We start from the raw sequence: 24,643 nt of genomic DNA on the forward strand, positions 1-24,643 counted from the left end.
GGTCTTTGCTACCCGCTATTCCGGCTTATCTTGAAAATTTTCCTTTCACTACCTACAACACCACGCAAAGCAAAATGGACGGAGATTTTTAGAATTTCCCCTCTATTCCCTACAACACCACGCAAGCCGGAATAGGCGGACAATGGCAGTATTTTTTTCTTTGATACCCTCTACGGATAAGTAAGGGATTTTGCCAACTGCGGCGGCTATTTTCCCTTTTGTTTTTTCATACTGGGGATTTTCAAAAATGCCAAACAGGAACGAAAAAAAGCAGCAAATCTGTTGAATAGATTTACTGCTTTCTGGTTGCCGGCGAAGCGGCGGTTATTCAGTTGTAGGCGGTAGGGCTATCTCCCAAAGCGGAACTTGAAAATAGCTGTGAGAAGCGTCTGGGTGATGTAGTCCTCTGTATCTTGGTCTACCCGTCCATTCACACGGGCGGCACATTGTATGCGGCGGCGGTAATACTGCAATACAGTTCCCACCGCTTCCGGCTCCCCGCTGGCGGCTTGGACGATTGTTTCATAGGGGAGAAGCCTATTATTTCTCATATGCCATTCCCTCCATTTCCGCTTGGAGCTGCCGTAGGGCTTTTCGGATATGGTAGCCCGCTGTGCTGCGGCTGCGCCCGTACTGTCTGCCAATTTCGTGCTGTGGAATACGCTTGAAAAAGGACAGGTAAATCATTTCCCGCTCCCGTTCGTCCAGCCGTGACAGGGCTTCCGCAAGTAAACCGCTGCTGAAAATGACCGTATCGCCGCAAAGGGTAAGTATGTATTCCTCGTCCGGCTCCGGGGCTTGGAAATATTCATCTGTCGTGCCTAAAGGGTAGTGCTTTTCGTCTGTGAGGTATTCAAGGGATATTTCTCTTTTGTGCTTCCTGCTCCGTGTCCTCGCTGCGTTGATCGTTGCATTTCGGATAACGACTTTGCAAAAGGCATGGAAAGTGTACTCGATATGTTCCCGATATTCTTCTGTACAGGTCATGGAAAATCCCCCTTTCCTCCCAAAAGGGCTGTGGCTGGTTAGTAGTTGCTTTTTATGATAGTAAGGGGCGGCAGCACTTTAGGCTGTCGCTCCTTGACTGCCTAACTGCAAAACCGGGCGGGGCTGTCAACGGCGGGCGAAGCCCGTTCATCTTGACCGTTGACTGGCTCGGCCGGGTTTGCTATTTATCCGGCAAACTTGAATTTATTTTAAGCTATCACGTTTTACCTTTTTAAGCCTTACTATCATTACCATAGGAATTTCTTTATTGTTTTTGAAACATTCTTCATAAAATCCATCAATGACAAATCCAGCTCTGAAACAAAGGTTAAAAATATCTTGTATGGAACGATGATAATAAATCTGCTCCTCCGGCTGCCCTTCGATCGCTATATCATAGTAACTGTGCGGTGTCATATATTTTTCAGTCAATGTGATAAAACAAGGGTGCTGCGTTGCAAAGACAAAAATCCCGTTTTCCTCCAATAGTTCATAAACAGCCATAAAAAGCGGTTCAATATCCGTAATATCCATAATTGCCATATTAGAAACTGCTTTCGTAAAGGCTCGATTTCTTTTTAATCCTAATAAGCTTTCTCTATTGGTCGCATCCGCTACGCAAAACTCAATTTGTTTTGCATATTGTGATCGCCGTCTTTTAGCCAATTCTATCATTTTTTTGCTGTAATCAAAAGCGACGACCGAAGCGCCTCTCTGTGCAAGATACGAAGAATAATTTCCATTGCCGCACGCAATATCCAAAATGTAATCCGAAGGATCAGGAGAGAGAAGTTCCGTTACTTTGGGACGTACTACCTCTCTGTGAAATTCATTGGATTCGTCACCCATTGCATCATCCCAAAATTGTGCGTTTTTCTCCCAGATCTTTTTGCTTTCCTCTGTTCCCATGTTCTCTCCCACTCCCAAAATTTGCCTTTTTGCTTCCATTAAATCTTCCTTACTATATTCCATTGTTACCCTCCATAACTTCTGATTGTTGCCGTCTTGACTATTATGTATCTTTTCTTTCCAAAATGGTATAGGCTTTTATTTTTATAATGCTGCAAAACTTTTCTTCTGTAAGGTATTCAAAGGATATTTCCCTTTGCCGCCGCTATTGGAAAGCCAAAAGCAGCGGCTTTTTTACGCGATATGACCGAAAAGACTAGAAAGCAGGATATGTCATCATTTGTCATTTCTTCTCAATGTAATAACTGCATGGCATATCAAGCCAAATACAAGAGAAAAACAGCCACCGCCAAATAGTGATGCTCCCCACCCTGCACCCGACATTGTCATAAAACCGCCAACAAAGAAAATACCAATGCCAAGAAATATCCCGACACCATAAAAAAGTCCAATTGCCATATCATACTTATTAAATTGTCGTTTCTCTTTTTTTCACATGTTTCCATTTTTGTTATTACCTCCTTCGCAAAATCGTCCATGTGGACTCCAAAAAGAAAACAAATTTTTTTCAACGTATTTAAATCGGGTTCATTAACATCTCTCTCCCAATTCGATAGCGCCTGCCGGGTAACATTCAATTTCCCAGCCAGTTCTTCCTGTGTCATTCCCGATTGTGTTCGCAGATGACGTATTTGCTTTCCTGTTGTAATATCCGTCTGTTTCTGGTTCAAAATGGTTCCTCCTCTCTGATGCTGATTTTATCAATGATATTTCGCAATAGCCAGCAATGAACGTTTGCATTGCGCAAGATGTTACATTATCTTCTGAAACATATGCCGGATCTTGTCTAAACGGCTGTTCGGGCGGCGTGGCTGAAACACAGGCTCGCCGGAAGTTTCCTGATACCCTTTTAATTCTGTAATGCAGACACTTCTTCCATTTGTATAAAAATTCAAATCATTTCTATATTCACCAATACAACGGGCAGGGATTTCCCCCTTAAAAATAACTTCATCTTTTTCAAGTCTGGTTGATTCAATGATTGCGCAATACTTTGGTGCGTCATTATAAGCCCGTGAAAGATATTCCTGCGGTGCAAAAAGGGTAAAGGAAAGGTATGGTTCCAACAGTTGTGTTCCTGCTTTTTTCAATGCCTGCTCCAACACGACAGGCGCAAGAAAACGAAAATCAGCGGGGGTGCTGACCGGGCTGTAATAAACTCCATAATCAAAACAAATTTGGCAGTCTGTCACTCCCCAGCCATATAAGCCCTGCTCCATTCCATAACGCACACCCTCCATGACGGCATTTTGAAAACTTTGGTTTAAATAGCCGAGAGATACCTCGCTTTTATATTGTGTTCCGCTTCCAACAGGAAGCGGTGTTACAGTCAAACCAATAGATGCCCAAAACGGATTCGGCGGCACTTCAATATGAATCGTGTAGCTCGCTTTTTTTTGCGGTCTTTCCAGATAAATAACCGAAGGCTCTTTCATAGCCACGCCCACATGATATTTTTTCTTCTAATAGCGAACAAATAACTTCTAACTGTACTTTTCCCAAAAAAGATAATATAATCTCATGTGTAACAGTATCAATGTCAAAATGCAAAAGAGGGTCTGTATCAGCAATCTCTGTGAGGGCATTTAACAGGGCTTCCCTTTGCTCCGGCTTTTGCGGCTCTACCGTTGTCCGAAGTAATGGCATGGGATTATCAATCCGTGTTTTGTGAGGCAGGAGTTTTTCATTTCCCAGAATCTCGTTCAGTTTCAAAGTATCATCAGCTAAAATAACAATTTCTCCCGGACAGGCATGGTCAACCGGGACGATTTCACCATTTGACGGAATACACATTTCTGTAATCTTTATTTTTTCCTTTTTTGACAGCAGCAGGGTATCCCGTAAATGGAGCGTCCCATGATACAGGCGTAAATAAGAAAGCCGTTTTTTCCGCTCTGTATACTCAACCTTAAAAACATATCCACATAATTCAGACTGAATATCGTCTGTTTCTGTAATGAAAGTTTCTGTAATCGCTTCAATCAGTTTTTCTGTTCCTAAATTGTCTTTTGCACTCCCATGATAAACAGGAAACAAAGAGCAGCATCTGGTTCTTTTGCACTTTTCATATTGTAATTCCTGTATATCCAAAGAATCCTCTGCAACATATCGTTCTAATAGTTCATCGCTTCCGGAAATAATCATATCCCATTTGTCCAAATCAGAAATATCGGTCATGGTTATCTTTGGCGACAGGGAAACCTCCTGCATGACAATCATATCACTGGTAAGTTTATCTTTAATGCTTTGGTAAACACGCCGCAGGTCGATCCCATTTTGGTCTATCTTATTTATAAAGATAATTGTCGGAATGTCCATTTTCTGAAGCGCATGGAATAATATACGGGTTTGTGCCTGTACGCCGTCTTTTGCCGAAATGACTAAAACAGCTCCGTCAAGGACAGATAAAGAGCGGTATGCTTCGGTTAAAAAATCCATATGACCGGGAGTGTCCACGATATTGATTTTATAATCATTCCAGCAAAAAGAAGTAACCGCTGTCTGAATGGTAATTCCGCGCTGCCGTTCCAAAATCATAGTGTCTGTTCTTGTAGTTCCTTTATCCACGTTTCCTTGTTCCGCAATCGCTCCACTGGTGTACAGCAGGCTTTCCGTCAATGTTGTTTTTCCTGCGTCTACATGGGCGAGAATTCCAATATTGATTATTTTCATGTGATTGTCCTCCTTTTACAGCCCCAAAAGGGCATAAAAATCCCCAGCAGTAAAATACTTTTACCACTGGGGATTATAATTTGCGGACATACACATATACAGCATACACCTGTTTGTGATTGCTGTTTTTCGGATATGTCAAAATTGATAAGGCAAAAGTATTTTTAAATTGGGTACAAAAAACCAAGCCCCCACAAAAGGGACTATCATAATCCTTTGTTCCCACTATTTGATTATAGTTTTATTTAAGAATACCTTGCCGCATATTTTTTACTCCTTTTTTGGAATGATGCTATTATATCACATTAGTTTTAGGAAAGAAAGTACCTAAAAGAAATTTTTCTTCCCCTTATATGTAACAATCATACCGACTTTCTGGCGTTCAGAATGGTTTCTGCTGTCTGCTGTGGTGTTTGGTTGGAATTGTCCAGCCAAAAGCCGATCCGTGGTGTTGTCTGCATAAATGTATCGTATAAGGTTTCAACCGTAAAGCCGGAATAGCCTGTTTTCTCCCTGTATCGTTCCCTTCCTTTTATTGTTTCCACATCTGGACAAAGAACGACAACCTCAACAGGGTATTTATGCGGCACAAAAAATATGTACATGTAACTAATTCAACACATTTATAATTTGAATAGGGACATTATAGCATTTACTAAATACAAATTCAATGTATACGGAAATAAAGATATAAGGAGTGGGAAGGATTCCGCCGTAGTCGGCATTGTAGGAAAATCCAAAAGTTTAGATTTTCCCACAATGCTTATCTTTTGGTCTTTGGTTCGGAATAGTGTAGTGCTGGCGGTCTATCTCTTGTTTTCGGTTGCTTGCTTCCTTACCGTACATGAGCATTGGAGCCCGGGTTATCCGAGCCGTAGCCCTCCAGCAGATTAACCACGCCCCACACGCCAAGGCCAGCACCGAGAGCAATAACGAGGGTCTGTAAAGTGTCGATTGCAGATGAGAAAAATGCCATATAAACCTCCATTTCTCCGGGATTTTCCCGGTAACAAAAAAGCCGCCCTTGCAGGCGGCAGGTTACAAACTTCGGGACACTTTGTCTCGAAGCGTTTATGCAAAGGCGTCTGGATCGTCGATGTCATCATAGTTGAGGATGTCCTCGTCCTCTTCCGTGAGTGCATCGTCCGGCACAGCCACCTCATACATCGTACACACCTCGTTCAGACCAGGCCGCCTGCGGCGGTTAATGAGCCTGTCGAGGTCAAAAGCGTTTTTCTGTTTATCGGCCTCCGCTGTATAACGGTAGTTCGGATGCCGTTTCAGATCATACTTGGGAGAGAAGAACGGGGGCAGGCCCCGAAGCTGCAAAATACATTTGTCTCCCGGCATGGTTGCAAGTTCGGCTGGGGTCATCAGTTCCCGGCCCAGCCGCTGGGTATTTTGACTGTAGCTTTCCGACTGGCCACGGGAGCGGCTGTCGGTCTGCATACTGATTGTGGCTTTTCCCAACCAGTTCTCGGATATTTCCTTGATGGTGCTGGCTTCGCGGCCACCGAGGAACACCACGCTGTCCATGTTGCCGAGGATTGTCTCGGCGTGTTTATCGTAAATGGCCTTGCACTGTGCCAACTGCTGATACAGCAGGCAAAGACTCACCTCGCGGGAGCGGATAACCGCGACCAGCTTTTCGAGCTGGGGCACCTGTCCCGTGTTGGCTGCCTCGTCCCACAGCACTCGTACATGGTGCGGCAGGCGGCCACCGTGAACATTGTCCGCCCGTTCACACAGGAGGTTGAACATCTGCGAAAAAGCAAGCGCCACTAAAAAGTTGTAGGTCTGCGTGGTATCGGAAATGATGAAGAATACCGCTGTTTTCCGATCTCCGATGCGGTCAAGCTCCAATTCGTCATAGGCCATGACTTCACGAAGCTGCGGGATGTCAAAGGGAGCCAGTCGCGCACCGCAGGAAATCAAAATGCTTTTTGCCGTCTTGCCGCTGGCCAATTTGTACTTTTTATACTGTTTGACCGCGAAGCAATCCGGCTTGCGCTTTTCGAGCCCGGCAAACATATAGTCCACCGCGTTCATAAAATCCTCGTCATCCTCCTTGACCTCCATGCCGGAAATCATATCCACAAGGGTATTCATGTTCCGATCCTCGGCAGGCCCCTCGAAAATGATGTAGGCAATCAGGGCGCAGTACAAAAGCGTTTCCGATTTTGTCCAGAATGGATCGCCTTCCTTGCCTTCGCCCTTGGTGTTGGAAATCAGGGCATCCACGAATTTCAGAATATCGGCCTCGTTGCGGATATACGCCAGCGGGTTATATTGCATGGATTTTGAAAAATCTATGCTGTTGAACACCTTGATTTTGTACCCGCGTTTTTGCAGAAAAGCCCCGACCTGTCCCAGCACACCGCCTTTCGGATCGACCACCACATAAGAGGAATGAGCCTGTAAAAGCTGGGGCGTAAGCCAGAAGCGGGTTTTGCCGGAGCCGGACGAGCCGATAATACAGCAATTCAGGTTTCTGGCATTTGCGGGGATTTTCGGGCGGGTGTTCATCGTGAGAAACTCCGTCCCGGTCAAAATCACGTTGTTTTCAAACTTCGGATCGACAAACGGTTTGATGTCTTTTTCCGTTCCCCACCGGGCGCTGCCGTATTCTGCATCCCGCCGGAACTTCTTAGCGTTCTTGCTTTTGAAATAGATCAGCAGCCGGAAACCAACGGCTCCTACAATACCGACAAGCCAATCCAGCGGGACTAAACCGGGCGCAAAGTCAGCAAAGGCCGGGCCAATCGTCTGGCCCAGCCCGATGAGCTTATGTGCAAAATCGTTCCCCGCCGCCAGCCGGTAGGCCGTTCCCAGCTTGAGGAACGCCCACAGGATGAACAGATAGGGAATGTTCGGAATGAGATATTTTCTGATCTTATCTGTCCTCATGGGCCACCTCCTTTGCACGTTCTTTCTGCTTCGGCTTTTCTTTGGAAAGCTGATCTGCCGCCTGTTGCAGTTGTTCCCGGATGGGAACACGGTTCGATTTTGCTTTGCTTAACACCTTCCGGGAATACTCAGAAAAGCAGGCGGTCATTGCGTCTGCCTGTCCAGCCTTGAAAAACAGCAGGTATTTGTCCTGCCCGGTTTTATAGAACGCATAGTCTACATTCCATTTCCGGGCCACGCGGTCAAAGGACTTGGCATCCCCGGATAGCTCAATGCTGTTGGTGGCTGTACCGTGGGCCATGAGCTTTCGCACACTTTGTTTTCCATGCGGTACTTGCCGCCCACGGTATGCCTTGCGGATCTTCCGGCCCACCATGCCCAGCACATACGCCAGTCCCCGCGCCGTCAGCTTGGTTGTTTTTACGGATATGGCTATCGTGCGCCGGGAAATATCTTCATCAATCAGTTACACCGCCTCCTTCCTTGGGACAATTTGTCTCGAAGTGCCATCACCGATCCCCACGGTCTTTTTTCTGCATTTGACGGTAGCCCTCCAAAGAAGAACCGTCTATGATTTCCTGATAAGCGGCCATTTGCTCCCGGATAGAGAGCTTCGGGAAAGAGAACACCTTATGCTCCTTGGGAATATCCTGCAAGCCGTGATACACTTCCACGAAATGATCGCTTTCTTTGACAACATAGCCGCCCGGGGCAAAATGGCCGTTTTCGTGGATGCAGGCATCCCGGCCATACGCCTCATAATCGAAATACGGTTTTACCTGATCCGGCACATCCAACATTTCCAGATCGTCCACATAAATACGCCCCAGCGTTTCCTCATCGGATACGCCGGGGTAAAAGCCGTAACAGTCCAGATTTTGTGTCAGATTGATGATGTCCCGCACCGAGGAACAGTGATCGCCGCTGTCGAGGACGGCCTCCAGTGTTTCCAGCTCCGATGAGGTAAGCTCGGAAAGCAGGCAGGCCAGATGATTAAGCTCGTCCAGATTTTCATACTCGCTCAAATGGTCATAGAGCCCCAGCACATCCCCATCGAAAGAGGTAATAAAAATTTCCTGATAGCGGACGCCATCCACGTCGATCCGTTTCAAGAGAGCCTCCACCTCCTGGGCGGTTGTGGGAAATTTCAGTGTTTCACCCAGAAGCTGGCCCTCGCTGTACTTCCCGGCGTTGGTAACGTAGGCTTCAAACAGGGTCGCCATCAGCGGCGGCCCTGTCCCTTGACGGTCAGGATGCCCTCAAGGGTTGTTGCCGTAATTCCCAGCCGCTGGGCCACGGCAATATCATTTTTCATGGCTTCGGTCATACTGTGCCCGCAGACAACCAGCACATGAGAACGGCGGAGCAGGTCACGGCTCATGTCGATGCCGCTTTTATGCTCCTCGGGAACAGCATCATTGAGAAACAGGGGCAAGTACAGGGGCGGGCAAATAGGAGAAAAGCCTGCCTCATACACGGTGCGGCAATACTGCGCCGCCAGTTCTGCGTTTTCGCTATCGCCGCCGAGCCATGCAGCGGTGATATAAGCAAGGGGTCGTTTCATCGTTCATACCTCCGATATTTTAATAAGAAAGTTCAACCCAAACCCCACGCCCTTTCCCAGTCTTGGGAAAGGGGGCGGCTCTGGAGGATATACCCCCGCCGCTTGCCGGGGAAATAGCACAGCCGGGGCAGACCGTCAAGGGCGAGCCGCCGAAAACGGCGGTGCGCTGCACCCTTGACGGCCCACTCCCGGCTGTACTAAAAAGCAGGCGGCGACGGGGGATATATACCACCAGAGCCTCTGCGCGAGGGCGGGGCCCTCGGGACAAAGTGTCTCGAAGTTGTTACTTGTCAAGTTCCTGCTTTTTCGGGGCTTTTGCCAGCTCCGGCGGCTGTTTTTCTTTCCAGTCATCCAGCAGGGACATAATCTGTTCTTTCATTTTGGCGGGAGTGACCTCCTTGCCAAAATACTTTTCCAGTTCCGCAGTAGAAATAATCACGCCTCGATCCTCCTTTTTCTGTTCTGATAAGATGCCGTCAATGACATCGCCGTTAAGTTTGCCTTCCTTATCCAGCTCCCGGAGCCGTTTAGCTTGGGCCAGCGAGGGCGAAGCCTGCTCCCCGTCAATGGAAACAGCAATAAGCCTCTGATTTTTCGGTTTGATGTAGGACAGTTCCACGGCAGGCATGAAGCCCATCTTTTTATCGTCTACCTTATCCAGAAGCTCCGGCACAAGGGAGTTGAGCCGCAAGTAGCGCATGACCTTTTTATAGTTCATTTCATGCGCCTCGCCCACAATCTCAACCGAGCGTTTCCCGACATCGCCTTCCGCAACGCCTTTCAGCCGCCCGCCCTGATGCTTGATGTCCTCAACCTCGAGTTCCAGCAGCGCGGCCAATTCGCTGGGGAGCATCCCGTCACGCTGCTTGTTGCTGTCCTTCATGGCCTGTACCGCTTCGTGGTCGGTCATTTCACGGACTATAAAGGGCATTTCCTCCAGCCCCGCCAGTTCACTGCCGTGGGTACGGCGATGGCCCGCTACAATTTCATAGCCGTTTCCATCTTTCTCCGGGCGGGCAAGACCGGGAACCATTACACCGTTTACGCGGATAGAAGCAACGATTTCCTGCATCTTCGCATCGTCCCGTACCTTAAAGGGGTGCGGACGGAATGTGTGAAACGGATGAACCTCGGAAAGTTTCAGATAAACCAGCTTGCCTTCCTCAACCGGGCGGGGCGGTGTAGTCGGCTCGGGAGTCGTCTGTTCCACAGCAGCTTCCTTCGGTGCCGTATCCTGTGTGGGCTTTACGGGCTCCTTGGCATCCGGGGCCTTTCCGTCACTTCGGGACACTTTGTCTCGTTTGGACGGCTTGGGCTTGTCAGGGGCCGCCTTATCCGCCTTGGGTGGGCGGCCCTTGCGGGCCCCAGCCGATTTCTCCGCTTTCTGATTTTCAGTCGCGGCCTTTTCTACTTTCGGTGGACGACCACGGCGCGGCTTTTTCGGCTCCTCCGTATTGGCGGGCTGCGGTGTTTCTCCGGGGGCTGCTGCCTCCGGCGTTTCTGGAGTTTCCGCCTTTTCGACTTCGGCGCGGGCGTTCTGCCTCTTTTCCGCCATAAGCTCATTGATTTTGTCAAAGGACACAACCACATCGCCGGGCTCAGGTATGGTAGGCCCGGTATGTTCCTGCCGGGGCTCAGACGCTACGGCCTGTTCAGGTGTGGTGATAGGCTCGGCGGCCTCCGGGGAAGTATTCTCCGCAGGGCCTGTGTTCAGTTTTTCATCGGCCATTTACGATCCTCCTTTTCGTTAAAGTTGCACAAATTTGAACGCTAAAATTTTGTAGTTATTTTTGCGCCTCCTCTCCGTCTATCCACGCAAAAAAGCCGCCCGTTTTTCATGCCGGACGGCTTTTTGCGTAATGTGATAGATCAAATATTATTTTTTCTGGTTTGTAGGCTCCGAAAAGCCTTGTATTTACAGTGTTCCTAATAGGAAGTAATCATATGATTACTCTTTTCTAATATTTTTTCATAATAATTATTAGCACGTAACTTAATTCGCTCTTCTTCAGACATCATAACCCTTTTTTTACTCGTATTCTTTGGTTTGCATTTAGGACAATCAGGAATCTTTTTCATTAATGTAGCATATTTGATATTCCATTCGTATTCACAGATTTTACATTTCAATTTAATAGGTGAACTAGTATTTTTGAAAGATTCTAAAGACACATCCGAAGATAACAAATATTTTTTAATTTCAGCTATTCTCTTCGCTCTTCGTTCTTCACGTTTTCCTTCAAACCAATTTGATGAGTTTGGCGTTCCAATATGTACATCAACAAGAACAATATGGAAAATTACTTTTTTAAGAGAATCAGTACTCTTGTCTTTTACCCATTCCATTTTTAGATGATAGATTTTTCTTCCATTTGCCTCATAAAAAAGCTGTTCTTTGTATGCAAGTGAATCAGAATAATCTGTTTTTATTTCCAATATTGTTTTTGCAGTGGAAAGATCACATAACGCAAGAATATTATTTTCAGAATTGACAACAAGTTCCTGCGATAATATATGTTCATTCTTAAAAATTTCATTTTTAATAAAATCAACTAGCGGACTAATTCGTTCTTTAAGATTATTATTAGTAGAATTTATATGTTTCTCCAATTCCTTATCTTTTTTATGAAGTGCAGTAACTGTTCCGTCTAAATTAAAAGTCATTGGAACCATTAATAGCCCATTAGGGATTTTTCCGACAAAATCCAATTTCATCTTATTTTTTCGCAAAAAAGGCTGTGAATCTTGCATATCAACATTTAACATTGAATTTATTAGATGTTCAATCGTTTTTCCTGTAATATTAGTGGGAAATTTTTCAATTCCCTTAGCTTCAATTTCAAATGTTTTAACAAGAGTACTTTGACATTCAATATATGGTCTTTCACAAAGAACACGACTTAAATTCGGATGAGAGTATAATAGACTAGCTGGAATAATATAATCCTCATTAAGTTTAAATACGTTATCTTCGCCAACCCCCTCTGTCACAAGATAAAAATAACCGTCCATTTTTTTGAATAATTCCCATTCAAGTTTGCAATCATTGGAACTACTATGAACAGTTTCAACACCTTCAACCTTAAATACTGAACACAGATTATCTTTGGTAATATTTCCATGAGAAAATTTTGAAGAAATTATATTTCTCTTTATATTATAGAAATTTAATTTTTCAAATCCAGAAATCCGATGTCTTTTCATATATTCAGCGAGAAATCCCCCATCAAAGTTCCTACCTGCATAAATTAAAATTGTTCTCTTTTCTAATTCAAATTCTTCCACTATATGATTAAACTCATTTTGCGTAAGTGCAGTCGCACCAACTAAATCTTTTTCAGTAATGCCATTTATATGTGTCGTAACAATTCTTCGATTTAATTCTAAAGGCAAAAATCTATTATATTCTTTACCATCATCAGGTTTATAAAACGAAATTGAAAGTAAGTCATCCCGTTTCGACTTTAATCCATTTGTTTCAACATCAAATACTACATATTCTGTTGGATTCGTGCTCATTCTTCTCATAAACTATCACCTTTCAAAGTACTAGGGATTATCTTGTATTTTTATTCATACCTTTAATTCATAAGTCCATTAATTACATATTATCATAGCACAAAGGGTAAAATTGGTATACAAATTTTATTTATTGAGATTGGCATAGAGTGGAAATCCACTCTTTTTTCTTTGCTCTTGGAATAGCTATATTTTTCCTTAAAGCTTTATCAGAAAAGTATTTATTAATAGTACGATAAACCTTTAAGGGAAGTACCATTATGGTACCAAAGTTCTTTGAAAGATGTTAAAAAGATGTTTTAAAAATGCCTTGATTTTGCTAGGTTCTCCTTAAGTTGTTGCTATCCATGACACAATATTTACATTCACGAGCGGAGTGAATGATGAGATGGCCCGTGACGAAGCAAGACACGGCAAGGCATTTGAGGGTCTGTTAAAGAGATACTTTGGCTAAGCTACAAGCCTGGCAGGTATAAAAAGATAATGGCTGGAAGGCATTTTGCACTTCCGGCCGTTTTCTTTTTTCACTGTTTTTTCCCCGTTTGCAATATTGACGTTCCCGCCCCTTCCGCTATATAATCAATTTCATATATCAACGAACCGAAAAAGGAGGCAATTACATTGGCTGACAATAAACACGACATTGATGCACTGGCCGGAGAACGCTGGTTCCCGCTGGAGACATCCATCACCGATGATATGACAAGGCTCTGGGGAGACTGGGGCGTCAGCTCCGAGGTAGATACCCTGCGGGATGTTATCATGCGCAGACCCGGCGCTGAAATTGACGAAGGCTTCGACTGGCAGGCGGCCCGTTTCCGCTGCCCCATCGATGCAGAGAAATTCCGCGCCCAGCACGATGCACTGACTGACATTTACCGCGCCCACGGTGTCAACGTCCATTACATTGAAGAACAGCGCACCGACCGCCCCAACGCCGTCTTCTGCCGGGATCTTTTGTTCATGACACCCGAAGGCGCCATCGTTACCCGCCCTGCCATGGATGCCCGCCGCGGCGAGGAACGCTATATGGCCAAAGCACTGGCAGATCTTGGGGTGCCGATCATCCGCACCATCTGCGGCAGCGCCACCTTTGAGGGTGCCATGGGTCTGTGGATCGACCGCCACACCGTGGTGCTGGCTTCCGGCGTCCGCACAAACCGGGAAGGCTACGAAATGGTGGAATATGAGCTGCGCCGCATGGGCGTCACCGACATCCTGCACATGCAGATCCCCTACGGCCACGCGCACATTGACGGCCTGCTGAACATGGCCAGCCACGATGTTGCCATGATCCACGCATCCCAGGTGCCTTACGATGTGTGCGATGCCCTGAAAAAGAAAGGCATCAAACTGCTGGAATGCCCCTCCCGGGTAGAGGCCAAGGAAAACCTTGCCATCAACTTCGTTGCCATTGAGCCCGGTACCGTAGTCATGCCCGCAGGTAACCCCCGAAGCCAGGAATTACTGGAAAAAAACGGAATCAAGGTCATCCCGGTGGACATCAGCGAGATACTGAAAGGTTACGGCGCAATCCACTGCTGCACCGCTTTTCTGAAGCGCGGCTAGCATTTTGATTATTCATCGGTTGCATTATTTGTGAATATTTATGCAAAATTACACCTCTTTTTTCTTGACATTTCGGAAAAAGAGGTGTAATGTCTTTGTATATTTATTGATCAAAAAGTAAATCGATACACTATCATTTATGAAGAGAGGATGAATAATTATGAAAAAATTACTTGCATTACTTCTCTGCGGATCCCTCGCTGTTTCTGCCCTGACCGGCTGCGGCAGCTCTTCCGCTGAGGACAAATCCACTGACACTGCTGCTGATGCCACCGAGGAGACCGCTGAGGACAGCACAGACGCTGCTGCCGACACTGCTGAGGCAACCGGCGAGGCTGGTTCCCTGGAGGGCAAAAATCTGGTCATCGGCTTAAGCCCCACATACCAGAACTTCGAGACAACCACCGACGACGGCAACGGCTATGAAGGTCTGGACATCGACATCTTAAATGCCCTTTCTGCGAAATGCGGTTTCACCTATGAGATCTCCAACATGAGCTTCTCCTCCCTGATCGCAGCTATCCAGGCAAATCAGGTTGACTTCGTTATCTCCGGTATGTGTGCAACCGACGAGCGAAAAGAAGCTGTTGATTTCTCCGACGGTTACCTGACCGAGAAGCTTGGTATCCTGTTCCGTACCGAAGAGGGTTTCACCTCCGCAGCTGACTTAAACGGCAAAACCGTATCCTGCGCAAACGGCGAGAACTACGAGACCAAGATCCCGAAGATCGAGGGTGCGAACCTGACCACCTTTGACAACGGCGCAGCTGCCATCCAGGAGCTGATCGCAGGCAGAACAGATGCGGTTATGACTGACGGTGCTTCCTGCAAGATCCGCTGTGAAGAGAATCCGGAGCTGTCCTACTTCGTTATGGATGCTTCTGAGATCGGCGAGGAGCCTTCCCAGTACGCCATCGCATTCCCGAAGGGATCCGAGTATCTGGAGCCCATCAATGCTGCACTGGATGAGCTGAAAGCTGACGGCACCATCAAAGAGATCGTAACCAACTGGCTTGGTGCTGAGAACGCAGACTAATCTGACGCGGCGAAAACAGACCTCGTTTTTCACGATTATCTACGCGTGTCATATGACCACAAAAAGTTAAGAATCCTTTTCTAAAATCAGAAAACCCCGGATCGGCATGTCATTCCAGGCATCCGAAACCGGGGTTTTCTATAATCTGTCTATTTGGCTCAGGTCAGTTCTCAGAATGTTTGCTGATTGCTCTCTATCCAATGGTGGTATCCGTCTTTACAGCCCCACCGGCATGCCTGCCACGAATGCATACATGACGATGAAGTGGCAGAAGCTTCCACCCATCACAAACAGATGGAAAATCTCATGGGAACCGAAGTTCTTATGCTTTGAGTTGAAAATAGGAAGCTTCAACGCGTAGATCACGCCGCCGATGGTGTAAATGATGCCGCCCGCCAGCAGCCACAGAAAAGCGGCCCGGGGCAGTGCGTTCATGATCTGGGTAAATGCCAGCACGCATACCCAGCCCATAGCGATGTACAGCACGGAGGAAAACCATTTTGGGCAGTAGATCCAAAAGCCTTTGATCACAATGCCCACGATGGCGATCCCCCACACCAGTGCCAGCAGCCCGTATCCCACAGGCCCTTTCAGTGTGATCAGGCAGATCGGGGTGTACGTTCCCGCGATCAGGATAAAGATCATCATATGGTCAATTTTTTTCAAAATCTTATTCGTCCGCTCGGACAGATCCAGCGTATGATAGGTAGTGCTGGCCGCATACAGGAGAATCATGCTGACAATGAAAATCGCCAGCGCGATCAGGTGAATGCGATCCGGTTCTCTGGCCGCCTTGATCAGAAGCGGTACTGCCGCAAACATGGCCATCAGCATGCCGATAAAATGGGTCACTGCGCTGCCCGGATCTTTGATTTTAAATGGTTTCTTCATAGAACATGCCACCTTTCCTGTCTATCATTGTTCTATTGATTAGTATATGATGTTTTGTCGATATTATTACATGTAGTTTCAAAAACTACTTGCTATATTTCCTATCTTACATCAAAAAAACAGGCCTGTCAATGCTGACCTGCCTGTTCCAGTAACTTTTCTTTTTGTTGATGGGTGAGCTGTTTGATCTCCCATTCCCGCCGCATGGCTTCTTCCTTCGTCTCAAACTGCTCGTAATACACCAGCTCCACCGGCCTGCGGCTCTTCGTATATTTCGCGCCGCGCCCGCTGTTGTGATCCTCCACCCGTTTTTCCAGGTGATTTGTCCAACCCGTATACAGAGAATCGTCCCTGCACCTGACCATATATGTGTAATTCATCGTTCTTCTCAGACCTTTATGTAAACGGTATGGAGAAGCCTCCCCATAACCGTCTTTATATGAAGCAATCGACAGAGAATGTATCTTACCTGGATGTTCCGTCACGCCTGTAAAGGTTCGATTGCGGATTTTCAGGTGCCATTCCTTCTATATTATATGATGCTTCGCACTTTGTGTTCATAAAATGTGCATCACAGTTCAGCCGCGCCATTCGCTGCTCATTTCTGCGCATGAACTGTTATTGCAAGTATTCCACCGGATCCGTCGGCGCTCCGTCTTTCTGCAGCGCAAAATAAAGATTGCTTCCCTCCGTAGAGTAGTATTTCGTGGGCTCGCTGACGTACCCCACCAGATCTCCGGCAGACAGCACGCTGCCCTCTTTCACCGGCACTTCCTTCAGCTGTCCGTAGATAGCTGTGTAGCCGCCGCCCAGATCCACGGTAACGGTCGTTCCCGTCTCTGCATGCACGGATACGTCTGTCACTTTTCCATCAGCAGCTGCCGTCACCGGCGTTCCCACCGCCCCGGAAATAACAATGGCCGGATTGTAGCGATACTGCTTCAATGTGGGAAAATAGATCGTCCCGTCCATGCTGTAGTCCAGCACCACGTTGCCGGAAATGGGCCAGGCCAGATGATCCTGGGCCTGAAAATCAAAGGTTTCCGCCGCCGGTACTGTCTGGGAAACACTACCGGAGGTCTCCTGTACCTGCTCGGCCAGGTTTTCCCCTCCGTCCTGTCCCGCTGCATCCGCCACGTCCCTATCGGCAACATGACCTGTGCCAGTCCCGGCATTTTCTGTATCAAGATCCAGCTGGGTTGTCTCCCTGATCCTCCGCCGCTATCAGATCCATCTCTTCCTGGGCGGTTTTCACCGCAAATTTGTCCGGGGTGCTTTTATTTTCCCCGGATGCTGCCGCTTCGTCCCGGCCATCCGTCGTCTGCGTCCGTCCGCCTGCATTTCCGGCAGTGCTCTCATCCGCCTGCGCCAGATCCTCCGCCTCGCTGGACTCTTCCAGCGCCACGAACTGCTCTCCGTCATCCTGCGTTTTGCGGGCGGCAGAACGGATCGCCGTCACGGTAATGGCAAGCACCAGGCAGAGCATGAGCACCGCCATCACAGCGATTTCTCCGGTAGACAGACTTCTGTTCCGTCTCTTCATTCTCATCACCTCTGCCTATAGCTTTGCCAATTCCGAGGGATCTATTCCATTCCGCATATTCTTTTCAATTTTTATCCGCGCCAAGCCAAAACACATGATCCAATTTGCCGATCATCATATCACAAAGCCGCGCTAACGCGCTTGATCGCCTGTTGACACAGGATTCGCTCTACCACACGGCGACACAGCCGTCCGCTCTGGGCTCACAGCCGCCCACATACACACCATTGTCGTTGCGGATGATGATCTGCCCGCGTCCCATGGACGCCCCCACCGGCGCTACCTCCACAATGTGCCCCAGCTGCCGCAGTGCTTTTACCACATCCTCATCGAATCCGGCCTCCACTTCCACGCGCAGGTCGTTTTTCCACTGCCAGCGGGGCGCATTCAGCGCCTCCTGGGGATTCATATGGAAATCGATCATGTTCATCAGTGCCTGTACATGTCCCTGGGCCTGCATGAACGCGCCCGTCACGCCAAAAGCCCCCACAGCCTGTTCGTCCTTGGTCAGGAAGCCCGGAATGATGGTGTGATAAGGCCGTTTTCCCGGCGCCAGATAGTTGGGGCAGGACTGATCAAGGCTGAAATTGCAGCCACGATCCTGGAGATTGATGCCCGTTCCCGGAACCACGATACCGGAACCAAAATCCTCGTAGTTGCTCTGGATCAGGCTCACCATCGTGCCTTCCTCGTCCGCTGCACACAGATGCACGGTACCGCCGCTGTACGGGTTGCCGTAAGCAGGCACCACCGCCCGGTCACCGATCAGGGATGCCCGCTGTTTCAGGTAAGTCTCAGATACCATCTCCTCCACCGGGATTTCCGCATAATCAGGGTCTGCAATATAACGCTGTCCATCCGCAAAGGCCAGCTTCAGCGCCTCGATCTGCTGATGGATCGTCCGTACATCATCATGTCCCACCGGCGTGGTCTGTTCCAGCATGCCCAGCGCCATCAGCGCCACCAGGCCCTGACCATTGGGCGGCAGCTCCCACACATCGTAGCCCCGGTAGGATACGCATACCGGATCTACCCAGTGGGGCCGGTAGCTTTCCAGATCTTTTTTGCGAAGAAGGCCGCCCGTTTTCTGAGAAAAAGCGTCGATCTTGTCTGCCAGCGTCCAGTGATAGAAGGACAGGCCTCTGCTTTCCGCAATGGATTCCAGTGTGTTGGCGATATCCTCGGAGCCCCAAATCTCGCCTGCCTCCGGCGTTCTTCCATTCTTTGTAAATACCCTGAACCACTCTTTGAACTCTTCCCGATCTGCGTAGGGCGCCATTTTCTCTCCGGCTTCCCGCCAGCAGGCCGCCGTCACCGACTCCACCGGGAATCCACGGCGGGCACAGTTGATGGCCGGATCAAAGTCTTCCCGCAGGCTCAATCTGCCAAACCGCTCGTTCAGCTCTGCCCAGGCCGCGGGAACGCCCGGTACCGTCACCGGCAGCCACCCGCGCTCCGGCATTTTGTCAAAGCCCTGCTCCCGCACAACATCCGCGGACAAAAGCGCCGGTGCCGGACCGCTGGCATTGAGTGCATACAGGCGTCCGTTCCGCCACACCTGCACAAAACAGTCTCCGCCGATGCCGTTGGAGGTTGGCTCTGTCACTGCCAGGCAGGCCGCCGCCGCAATGGCCGCGTCCACCGCGTTGCCGCCTCTTTTCAAAATACTGATTCCAGCCTGCGCAGCCAATGGCTGTGAGGCGCTTACCATTCCTCTTCGCCCGTATACCGGATTTCTCATCACCGGATACCGGACACCGCCCATATGAAACTCCATAGATTCCCTCTTTTCACAAAATAATTTTCATAAAATAGTTTCCACAAAACGAATCACATTCATGATAGCACCTGCGCAAGCCCCATGTCAACGTGCACACTTTTCATACACCTTTTTGTGTATGTTTATACACAAAGCAAAGTATATCTATCAATAATCCTCCGCTTTTCTTCTTGACAATATAGTAAAATAGGCTTATTCTTTATAGCATAGATTTTACATGATATTAATTTGAATGCATAATTATAAGAAACCTGGAGGTTAGCATTATGAATCTTGATTTCAGTATTATCCCCAAATATACCGGATACCTGCTGACAGCCACCGGCGTCACCATCAAAGTCACGCTGCTGGCACTGGTATTTGGATTTCTTCTGGCCGTACCGCTGGCTTTCATGAAGATTTCCCATCACAAAGTCCTGCAATTCATTACTTCTTTTTATACATCGATTTTCCGAGGCGTGCCGCTGCTGGTACAGATCATGCTCGTATACTTCGGCGTGCCGCAGCTGCTGCTGCACAATCTGACCCCGCTGCAGGCCAGCACCATCGCGCTGTCGCTGAACTCCGCCGCTTATCTGTCCGAGACGCTGCGAGGCGGTATCATGGCAGTGGATTACGGCCAGCGGGAGGCAGCTCTGGCGCTGGGTGTGTCGAATCCCTCCGTCATGCTGGATATCGTCATGCCGCAAGCACTCAAAAGTACCCTGCCGGGCCTCGTCAATGAGATGATCAACCTGCTGAAAAACACCTCTCTCGTATCCTGTATCAGTCTGGTGGATCTGCTCCGTGCGGCGCAGATGATCATTTCCAAATCTTACCGCGCATTTGAGCCGCTGCTTACCGTGGCGATCATCTATTACATACTGGTCGGCATCCTTGCCATTATTTCCAGACGGGTAGAAAGGTGGGTAAACATCAGTGATCGACGTTAAACATTTATATAAGAATTTCGGATCTCTGGAAGTGCTGAAGGACGTCAGCCTTCACGTAGACCGGGGACAGGTCGTTGCCATCATCGGCCCTTCCGGTTCCGGTAAATCCACGCTGCTGCGCAGCATCAACCTTCTGGAGACGCCCACCAGCGGCGAGATCTGGGTGGACGGCACCTGCATCACAGAGAAAGGGCAGAACATCCGGGCGATCCGACAGAAGGTAGGCATGGTGTTCCAGCATTTCAACCTGTTCGCCCACATGACCGTCCTGAAAAACATGATCTACGCGCCGGTGAAAACAAAGAAGCTGACGAAAGAACAGGCTACGGAGAAAGCCATGCAGCTGCTGGCCCGTGTCGGCCTTGCCGAGAAAGCCAACGTTTATCCGGTCACCCTTTCCGGCGGACAGAAACAGCGTGTGGCCATCGCCCGCGCCCTGGCCATGGATCCCGAGGTCATTCTCTTCGACGAGCCCACCTCTGCCCTTGACCCGGAAATGGTCACCGAGGTACTGGACGTTATCAAAGAGCTGGCCCAGACCGGCATCACCATGCTGCTGGTTACTCACGAGATGGGATTTGCCAGAGAAGTCGCCGACCGGATCATCTTCATGGACAACGGTACGATACTGGAGGATGCGCCGCCGGCAGAATTCTTCGCCGCACCCAAGACCGCGCGTGCGCAGGAATTTTTGAAAAAAATGTTATAAATATGTTATCAATAAGCCGTGCACTAATGCGACAGAAACGGACGCTCGAGCTTGCTTGCAGGCAGATGGCTATGGCAGCGGATGTATAGGGCGCATGCCCTACAGCGAGAACCCGCGATGCGATAGCAGCGCACAAGGGTTCGAGATGGCACGGCGTGGCAGATAACGCGCATGCCCTACAGCGAGAACCCGCGATGCGTCAGCAGCGCACAAGGGTTCGAGATGGCGTGGCAGATATTTGATAAAAATTGATACAAAGGAGAAGTAAAATGGGAATCAAAAGTACAGAAGATTATCATCGCGTATTAAAATATTTTCCTCCCATGGAGGAGCCCTCTTTTGAGAGCGAAGAAATGATGGAGTTCGTCTGGGGCAGACGCTGGGGCTGCAACAGCGAGGTAGGCCGCCTGAAAACCGTTCTGATGCGCCGCCCGGATCACGAAATGGATGTCATCACCATGGACAAATGGGATGATGAGATTGGTGCCATCATGGGTGAAAATCACTCCTGGTACTGGCGCTGCGACCGCCAGCCCAATCTGGCTCGCATGCAGGAGCAGCATGACAATTACACCAACATCCTTCGAAAAGAAGGCGTCGAGGTAATCTATCTGGAGGACGTGCCGCTGGATCACGGCACCCAGTATATCAACACCCGTGACATGGGCATCGCCGTTCCCGGCGGCCTCATCATCAGCCGTATGGCACCGAAAATGCGCCGCGGCGAGGAATATGTGCTGACAAAAAATGTGGCCGCACACGGCGTTCCAATCCTGCGTACCATCAACGGTACCGGCACACTGGAGGGCGGCAACTTCGCCATCATCGATCCGAAACACGCAGCCATCGGCTACTCCCAGCGTACCAACATGGAAGGAATCCGGCAGGTAAAAGAAATTCTGGAGCCCCTGGGCATGGAAGTCATCGTTGTGCCTATGACCGGCTACGCCCTGCACATCGACGGCGCTTTCACCATGGTAGACGTGGACAAAGCACTGGTCAATGTCACCAAGCTTCCGTACTTCTTCCTGCAGAAGTTAAAAGAGCTGGGCATCGAGATGATCGACGTACATCCTGACGACGACTGGTTCTCCTGCAACTGCCTACAGTTAAGACCCGGCAAGATCATGATGTGCACCGGCACCGACCGCACCGTAGAGCGGCTCACCGCCCGCGGCATCGAAGTTATCCAGATCCCCTATGATGAGATCATGAACGGCGGCGGCGGATTGCACTGCACCACCCTGCCGCTGGAGAGAGAATATCTGTAACCAGTTCAGTCAAACGCTCTTTGTAGCTGAACGCCGTGCTTGCACGGAAGGGCAGCTACAGGAGCGGATGAACGGAGCGCCCCATGATGAGCAGAAATAAAACATAATCATTTAAAACAATCCCGCAATGATCTCCACGCACTTCTCCAATCCTAACACGCCGCTGTTCAGCGTCAGGTGATAATTCTGCGCATGCCCCCACTTCATGTCCGTATAGAAACGATGATAAGCCGCCCGGCGTTTATCCTTATCCCGCAGCCGTTCTTCCGGCGACTGCTCCCGTTCCCCGTATACCTTGACGATGCGTTCCTCACGGAATGCCATATCCGCATGGATGAATACCTTCAGGCAATCTGCCTTGTCCCGCAAAATATAGTCTGCGCAGCGTCCCACGATGACACAGGGGCCTTTTTCAGCCAGTTCTGTGATGATCTTGCACTGATGCTCCCAGAGAATGTCCTCATTGGTCGGGCCAAACATGCGATTGGAAAAAGCCGCCGACAGGAAACCGCCGGGGGCATATTCCCCGGCCTCCTTTACATAATCCGCGGCAAAACCTGTTTCCTTCACCATCTCCTGAAGCAACTCAGAATTATAGCACGGGATTCCCAGCTTTTCTGCTACTTTTTTTCCGATGGTCCGTCCACCGCTGCCAAATTCGCGGCTGATCGTAATTACTCTGTTTTTCACTTGTTTTCTCCTTTCAAAGTCCCGGCTCCATACTATTTTAAAAAAATTCACGGTTGATCTGTTGTATCAAAACGTATTGCTCCATATCAGAAAGCCTGCTGCCGGCATACTTCTTCCGGCACGCTTTTCCCTTAACTCCTGATAGGTTTTGCGGATGATCACCAGTGAAATCACAAAGGTCAGCACATCCGACACCGGCATGGAGTACAGCACACCGTCCAGTCCGAAGAATTTCGGCAGCAGCAGTGCAAATCCCACACCGAACACTACTTCACGGAACATGGACAGCATGGTGGAGGAAAGCGCTTTTCCAACCGCCTGCAGGAAAATAAAGCATGCCTTGTTGACACATGCCAGCACCATCATACACAGATATACCCGGAACGCTTTGACTGCGAAATCCGTATAATAGGCGCTTTCGTTTTTTGCACCGAAAATGGCAATGAGCTGATGGGGAAATCCTTCCGCCAGGATCAGGGCCACCGCACCCACCAGTGCCTCGGCGGCCAGCAGTCTGGTAAACAATTCCCGTACGCGCAGCTTTTTTTCCGCTCCCATATTATAGCCCACAATGGGAATGCAGCCTGCCGCCATACCAACCACAATGGAAATGACGATCTGGAAAAATTTCATAACGATGCCCACCACGGCCATGGGAATCTGCGCATACTGCTCCTGCCCGAAAACCACATCCAGCGCGCCATATTTTCGAAGCATATTGTTGATGGCCGCCATGGCTGCCACCAGGCTGATCTGGGATAAAAAGCTGGTAATGCCCAGCGTTAGCATCCGTCCGCACAGTTTTCCATTGAGCGCAAAATCCCTTCTTGTCGGGCGAATGATCCGCATATGCTGCAAATACCAGATCGCCAGGACGGCAGTTACCACCTGTCCCAGTACCGTTGCCACCGCAGCGCCCATCATCCCCCATTTACACACAAAGATAAAAATCGGATCCAGGATGATATTGATGACGGCGCCTGCCAGCGTAGAAACCATCGCAAATTTCGGATTGCCGTCCGCCCGGATGACAGGGTTCATCGCCTGCCCGAACATATAAAACGGAATGCCCAATGTAATATAGAAGAAATACTCCTGCGCATAGTGAAATGTCTCCGCATTGACCGTGCCGCCAAACATGGCAATGATCTGGTTGGCAAAAAGCAGATACAGTGCCGTCAGCACCAGACTGCTGCCCAGCGCCAGCACCACCGCATTTCCCACACTGCGTTTCGCTTTTTCCATCTCCTGTCTGCCAAGGGAAATGCTGACAAAGGCACAGCAGCCGTCCCCGACAAGAACCGCAATGGCCAGCGCCACCACCGTCAGCGGAAACACAACCGTATTTGCCGCGTTGCCATAAGAGCCCAGATAACTGGCATTGGCAATGAAAATCTGGTCAACGATGTTGTACAGTGCACCCACCAACAGAGAAATGATACAGGGAACCGCATACTGTCGCATCAATCTTTCAATGCGCTCCGTCCCCAAAAACTGATTTCCGGTATCCATAAAAACCACCTTTCTTTTCGAGACAAAAAATGCGCAAGCCCTCCGTATCTGGACTTACGCATACCTGCTGCTCGATTTTAAAAATATCATA

The 24,643-nt window shown here is 48.8% G+C and carries 23 protein-coding genes and 2 pseudogenes; 5 read left to right on the top strand and 20 right to left on the bottom strand.

All coding sequences use genetic code 11. The features are described from left to right. Positions 1–347: 347 nt before the first annotated feature. The 13 genes and pseudogenes from RJD28_17490 to RJD28_17550 form a co-directional block, all read right to left on the bottom strand. Complete coding sequence (locus RJD28_17490) at positions 348–551, bottom strand: helix-turn-helix domain-containing protein (protein WNV57926.1); 204 nt, start codon at positions 549–551, stop codon at positions 348–350. After that, positions 541–987 (bottom strand): sigma-70 family RNA polymerase sigma factor, encoded by a 447-nt coding sequence (locus tag RJD28_17495; GenBank protein ID WNV57927.1) that lies wholly within the window; start codon positions 985–987, stop codon positions 541–543. The genes RJD28_17490 and RJD28_17495 overlap by 11 nt, the downstream gene beginning before the upstream one ends. Positions 988–1,191: 204 nt before the next feature. Beyond that, positions 1,192–1,959, bottom strand: coding sequence for a class I SAM-dependent methyltransferase (locus RJD28_17500; GenBank protein WNV57928.1), 768 nt, complete (start codon positions 1,957–1,959; stop codon positions 1,192–1,194). A 323-nt stretch (positions 1,960–2,282) separates the two neighbouring features. Beyond that, a complete protein-coding gene (locus tag RJD28_17505) occupies positions 2,283–2,627 on the bottom strand; it encodes a helix-turn-helix transcriptional regulator (GenBank protein WNV57929.1) in 345 nt (114 codons plus the stop codon). Between the two features lie 81 nt (positions 2,628–2,708). After that, positions 2,709–4,629, bottom strand: a pseudogene (gene tet(32) / locus RJD28_17510) (tetracycline resistance ribosomal protection protein Tet(32)). Positions 4,630–4,991: 362 nt separating this feature from the next. Then, positions 4,992–5,213 (bottom strand): annotated as a pseudogene (locus RJD28_17515) (phosphotransferase). A 251-nt stretch (positions 5,214–5,464) separates the two neighbouring features. Next, positions 5,465–5,605, bottom strand: coding sequence for a Maff2 family protein (locus RJD28_17520; GenBank protein WNV57930.1), 141 nt, complete (start codon positions 5,603–5,605; stop codon positions 5,465–5,467). A gap of 95 nt (positions 5,606–5,700) precedes the next feature. Beyond that, positions 5,701–7,536: a type IV secretory system conjugative DNA transfer family protein gene (locus RJD28_17525; protein WNV57931.1), complete on the bottom strand. Its 1,836-nt coding sequence runs from the start codon at positions 7,534–7,536 to the stop codon at positions 5,701–5,703. Further along, positions 7,523–7,921, bottom strand: a complete 399-nt coding sequence (locus tag RJD28_17530; protein WNV57932.1) for a PcfB family protein — start codon at positions 7,919–7,921, stop codon at positions 7,523–7,525. Before RJD28_17530 ends, RJD28_17525 begins: the two co-directional genes overlap by 14 nt. A gap of 124 nt (positions 7,922–8,045) precedes the next feature. Beyond that, a complete protein-coding gene (locus RJD28_17535) occupies positions 8,046–8,759 on the bottom strand; it encodes an antirestriction protein ArdA (protein WNV57933.1) in 714 nt (237 codons plus the stop codon). Then, positions 8,759–9,100 carry a hypothetical protein gene (locus RJD28_17540; GenBank protein ID WNV57934.1) on the bottom strand — a complete coding sequence of 114 codons (342 nt, stop codon included), beginning with the start codon at positions 9,098–9,100 and terminating at the stop codon, positions 8,759–8,761. The genes RJD28_17535 and RJD28_17540 overlap by 1 nt, the downstream gene beginning before the upstream one ends. Before the next feature lie 283 nt (positions 9,101–9,383). Then, positions 9,384–10,829: a ParB/RepB/Spo0J family partition protein gene (locus RJD28_17545; GenBank protein ID WNV57935.1), complete on the bottom strand. Its 1,446-nt coding sequence runs from the start codon at positions 10,827–10,829 to the stop codon at positions 9,384–9,386. A 197-nt stretch (positions 10,830–11,026) separates the two neighbouring features. Next, the gene (locus tag RJD28_17550) at positions 11,027–12,628 is read right to left on the bottom strand and encodes an exonuclease domain-containing protein (GenBank protein WNV57936.1); all 1,602 of its coding nucleotides are present in this window, start codon (positions 12,626–12,628) and stop codon (positions 11,027–11,029) included. Between the two features lie 612 nt (positions 12,629–13,240). Here RJD28_17550 and RJD28_17555 point away from each other — a divergent pair. Together RJD28_17555 and RJD28_17560 are read left to right on the top strand one after the other, a co-directional pair. Continuing rightward, positions 13,241–14,188: an arginine deiminase family protein gene (locus tag RJD28_17555; protein WNV57937.1), complete on the top strand. Its 948-nt coding sequence runs from the start codon at positions 13,241–13,243 to the stop codon at positions 14,186–14,188. A gap of 160 nt (positions 14,189–14,348) precedes the next feature. Beyond that, positions 14,349–15,224: a transporter substrate-binding domain-containing protein gene (locus RJD28_17560; protein WNV57938.1), complete on the top strand. Its 876-nt coding sequence runs from the start codon at positions 14,349–14,351 to the stop codon at positions 15,222–15,224. A gap of 216 nt (positions 15,225–15,440) precedes the next feature. Here the strand turns inward: RJD28_17560 and RJD28_17565 are convergent, their stop codons facing one another. The 5 genes from RJD28_17565 to RJD28_17585 form a co-directional block, all read right to left on the bottom strand. Then, positions 15,441–16,115 carry a hemolysin III family protein gene (locus RJD28_17565; GenBank protein ID WNV57939.1) on the bottom strand — a complete coding sequence of 225 codons (675 nt, stop codon included), beginning with the start codon at positions 16,113–16,115 and terminating at the stop codon, positions 15,441–15,443. A 128-nt stretch (positions 16,116–16,243) separates the two neighbouring features. Then, the gene (locus RJD28_17570; GenBank protein WNV57940.1) at positions 16,244–16,495 is read right to left on the bottom strand and encodes a GIY-YIG nuclease family protein; all 252 of its coding nucleotides are present in this window, start codon (positions 16,493–16,495) and stop codon (positions 16,244–16,246) included. Between the two features lie 238 nt (positions 16,496–16,733). Beyond that, on the bottom strand, positions 16,734–17,252 hold the full coding sequence (locus RJD28_17575; GenBank protein WNV57941.1) for a M23 family metallopeptidase: 519 nt from the start codon (positions 17,250–17,252) through the stop codon (positions 16,734–16,736). A gap of 46 nt (positions 17,253–17,298) precedes the next feature. Then, complete coding sequence (locus tag RJD28_17580) at positions 17,299–17,658, bottom strand: hypothetical protein (GenBank protein WNV57942.1); 360 nt, start codon at positions 17,656–17,658, stop codon at positions 17,299–17,301. Positions 17,659–17,827: 169 nt separating this feature from the next. Next, on the bottom strand, positions 17,828–19,435 hold the full coding sequence (locus RJD28_17585) for a gamma-glutamyltransferase family protein (GenBank protein WNV57943.1): 1,608 nt from the start codon (positions 19,433–19,435) through the stop codon (positions 17,828–17,830). Between the two features lie 269 nt (positions 19,436–19,704). On the opposite strand from RJD28_17585, the gene RJD28_17590 reads away from it, so the two are divergent. From RJD28_17590 to RJD28_17600, 3 genes are all read left to right on the top strand, one after another. Then, on the top strand, positions 19,705–20,370 hold the full coding sequence (locus RJD28_17590) for an amino acid ABC transporter permease (protein ID WNV57944.1): 666 nt from the start codon (positions 19,705–19,707) through the stop codon (positions 20,368–20,370). Further along, entirely contained in the window at positions 20,357–21,079 is a 723-nt protein-coding gene (locus RJD28_17595; GenBank protein ID WNV57945.1) for an amino acid ABC transporter ATP-binding protein, read from the top strand. Before RJD28_17590 ends, RJD28_17595 begins: the two co-directional genes overlap by 14 nt. 269 nt (positions 21,080–21,348) lie before the next feature. Continuing rightward, complete coding sequence (locus RJD28_17600) at positions 21,349–22,350, top strand: arginine deiminase family protein (GenBank protein ID WNV57946.1); 1,002 nt, start codon at positions 21,349–21,351, stop codon at positions 22,348–22,350. Positions 22,351–22,461: 111 nt separating this feature from the next. Here the strand turns inward: RJD28_17600 and RJD28_17605 are convergent, their stop codons facing one another. Further along, complete coding sequence (locus RJD28_17605) at positions 22,462–23,040, bottom strand: cytidylate kinase-like family protein (protein ID WNV57947.1); 579 nt, start codon at positions 23,038–23,040, stop codon at positions 22,462–22,464. A 66-nt stretch (positions 23,041–23,106) separates the two neighbouring features. Beyond that, positions 23,107–24,552, bottom strand: coding sequence for an MATE family efflux transporter (locus RJD28_17610; GenBank protein WNV57948.1), 1,446 nt, complete (start codon positions 24,550–24,552; stop codon positions 23,107–23,109). Positions 24,553–24,643 lie beyond the last annotated feature (91 nt).

The organism is Oscillospiraceae bacterium NTUH-002-81 (assembly GCA_032620915.1).
In the GTDB taxonomy this organism is placed as follows: Bacteria; Bacillota; Clostridia; order Lachnospirales; family Lachnospiraceae; genus JAGTTR01.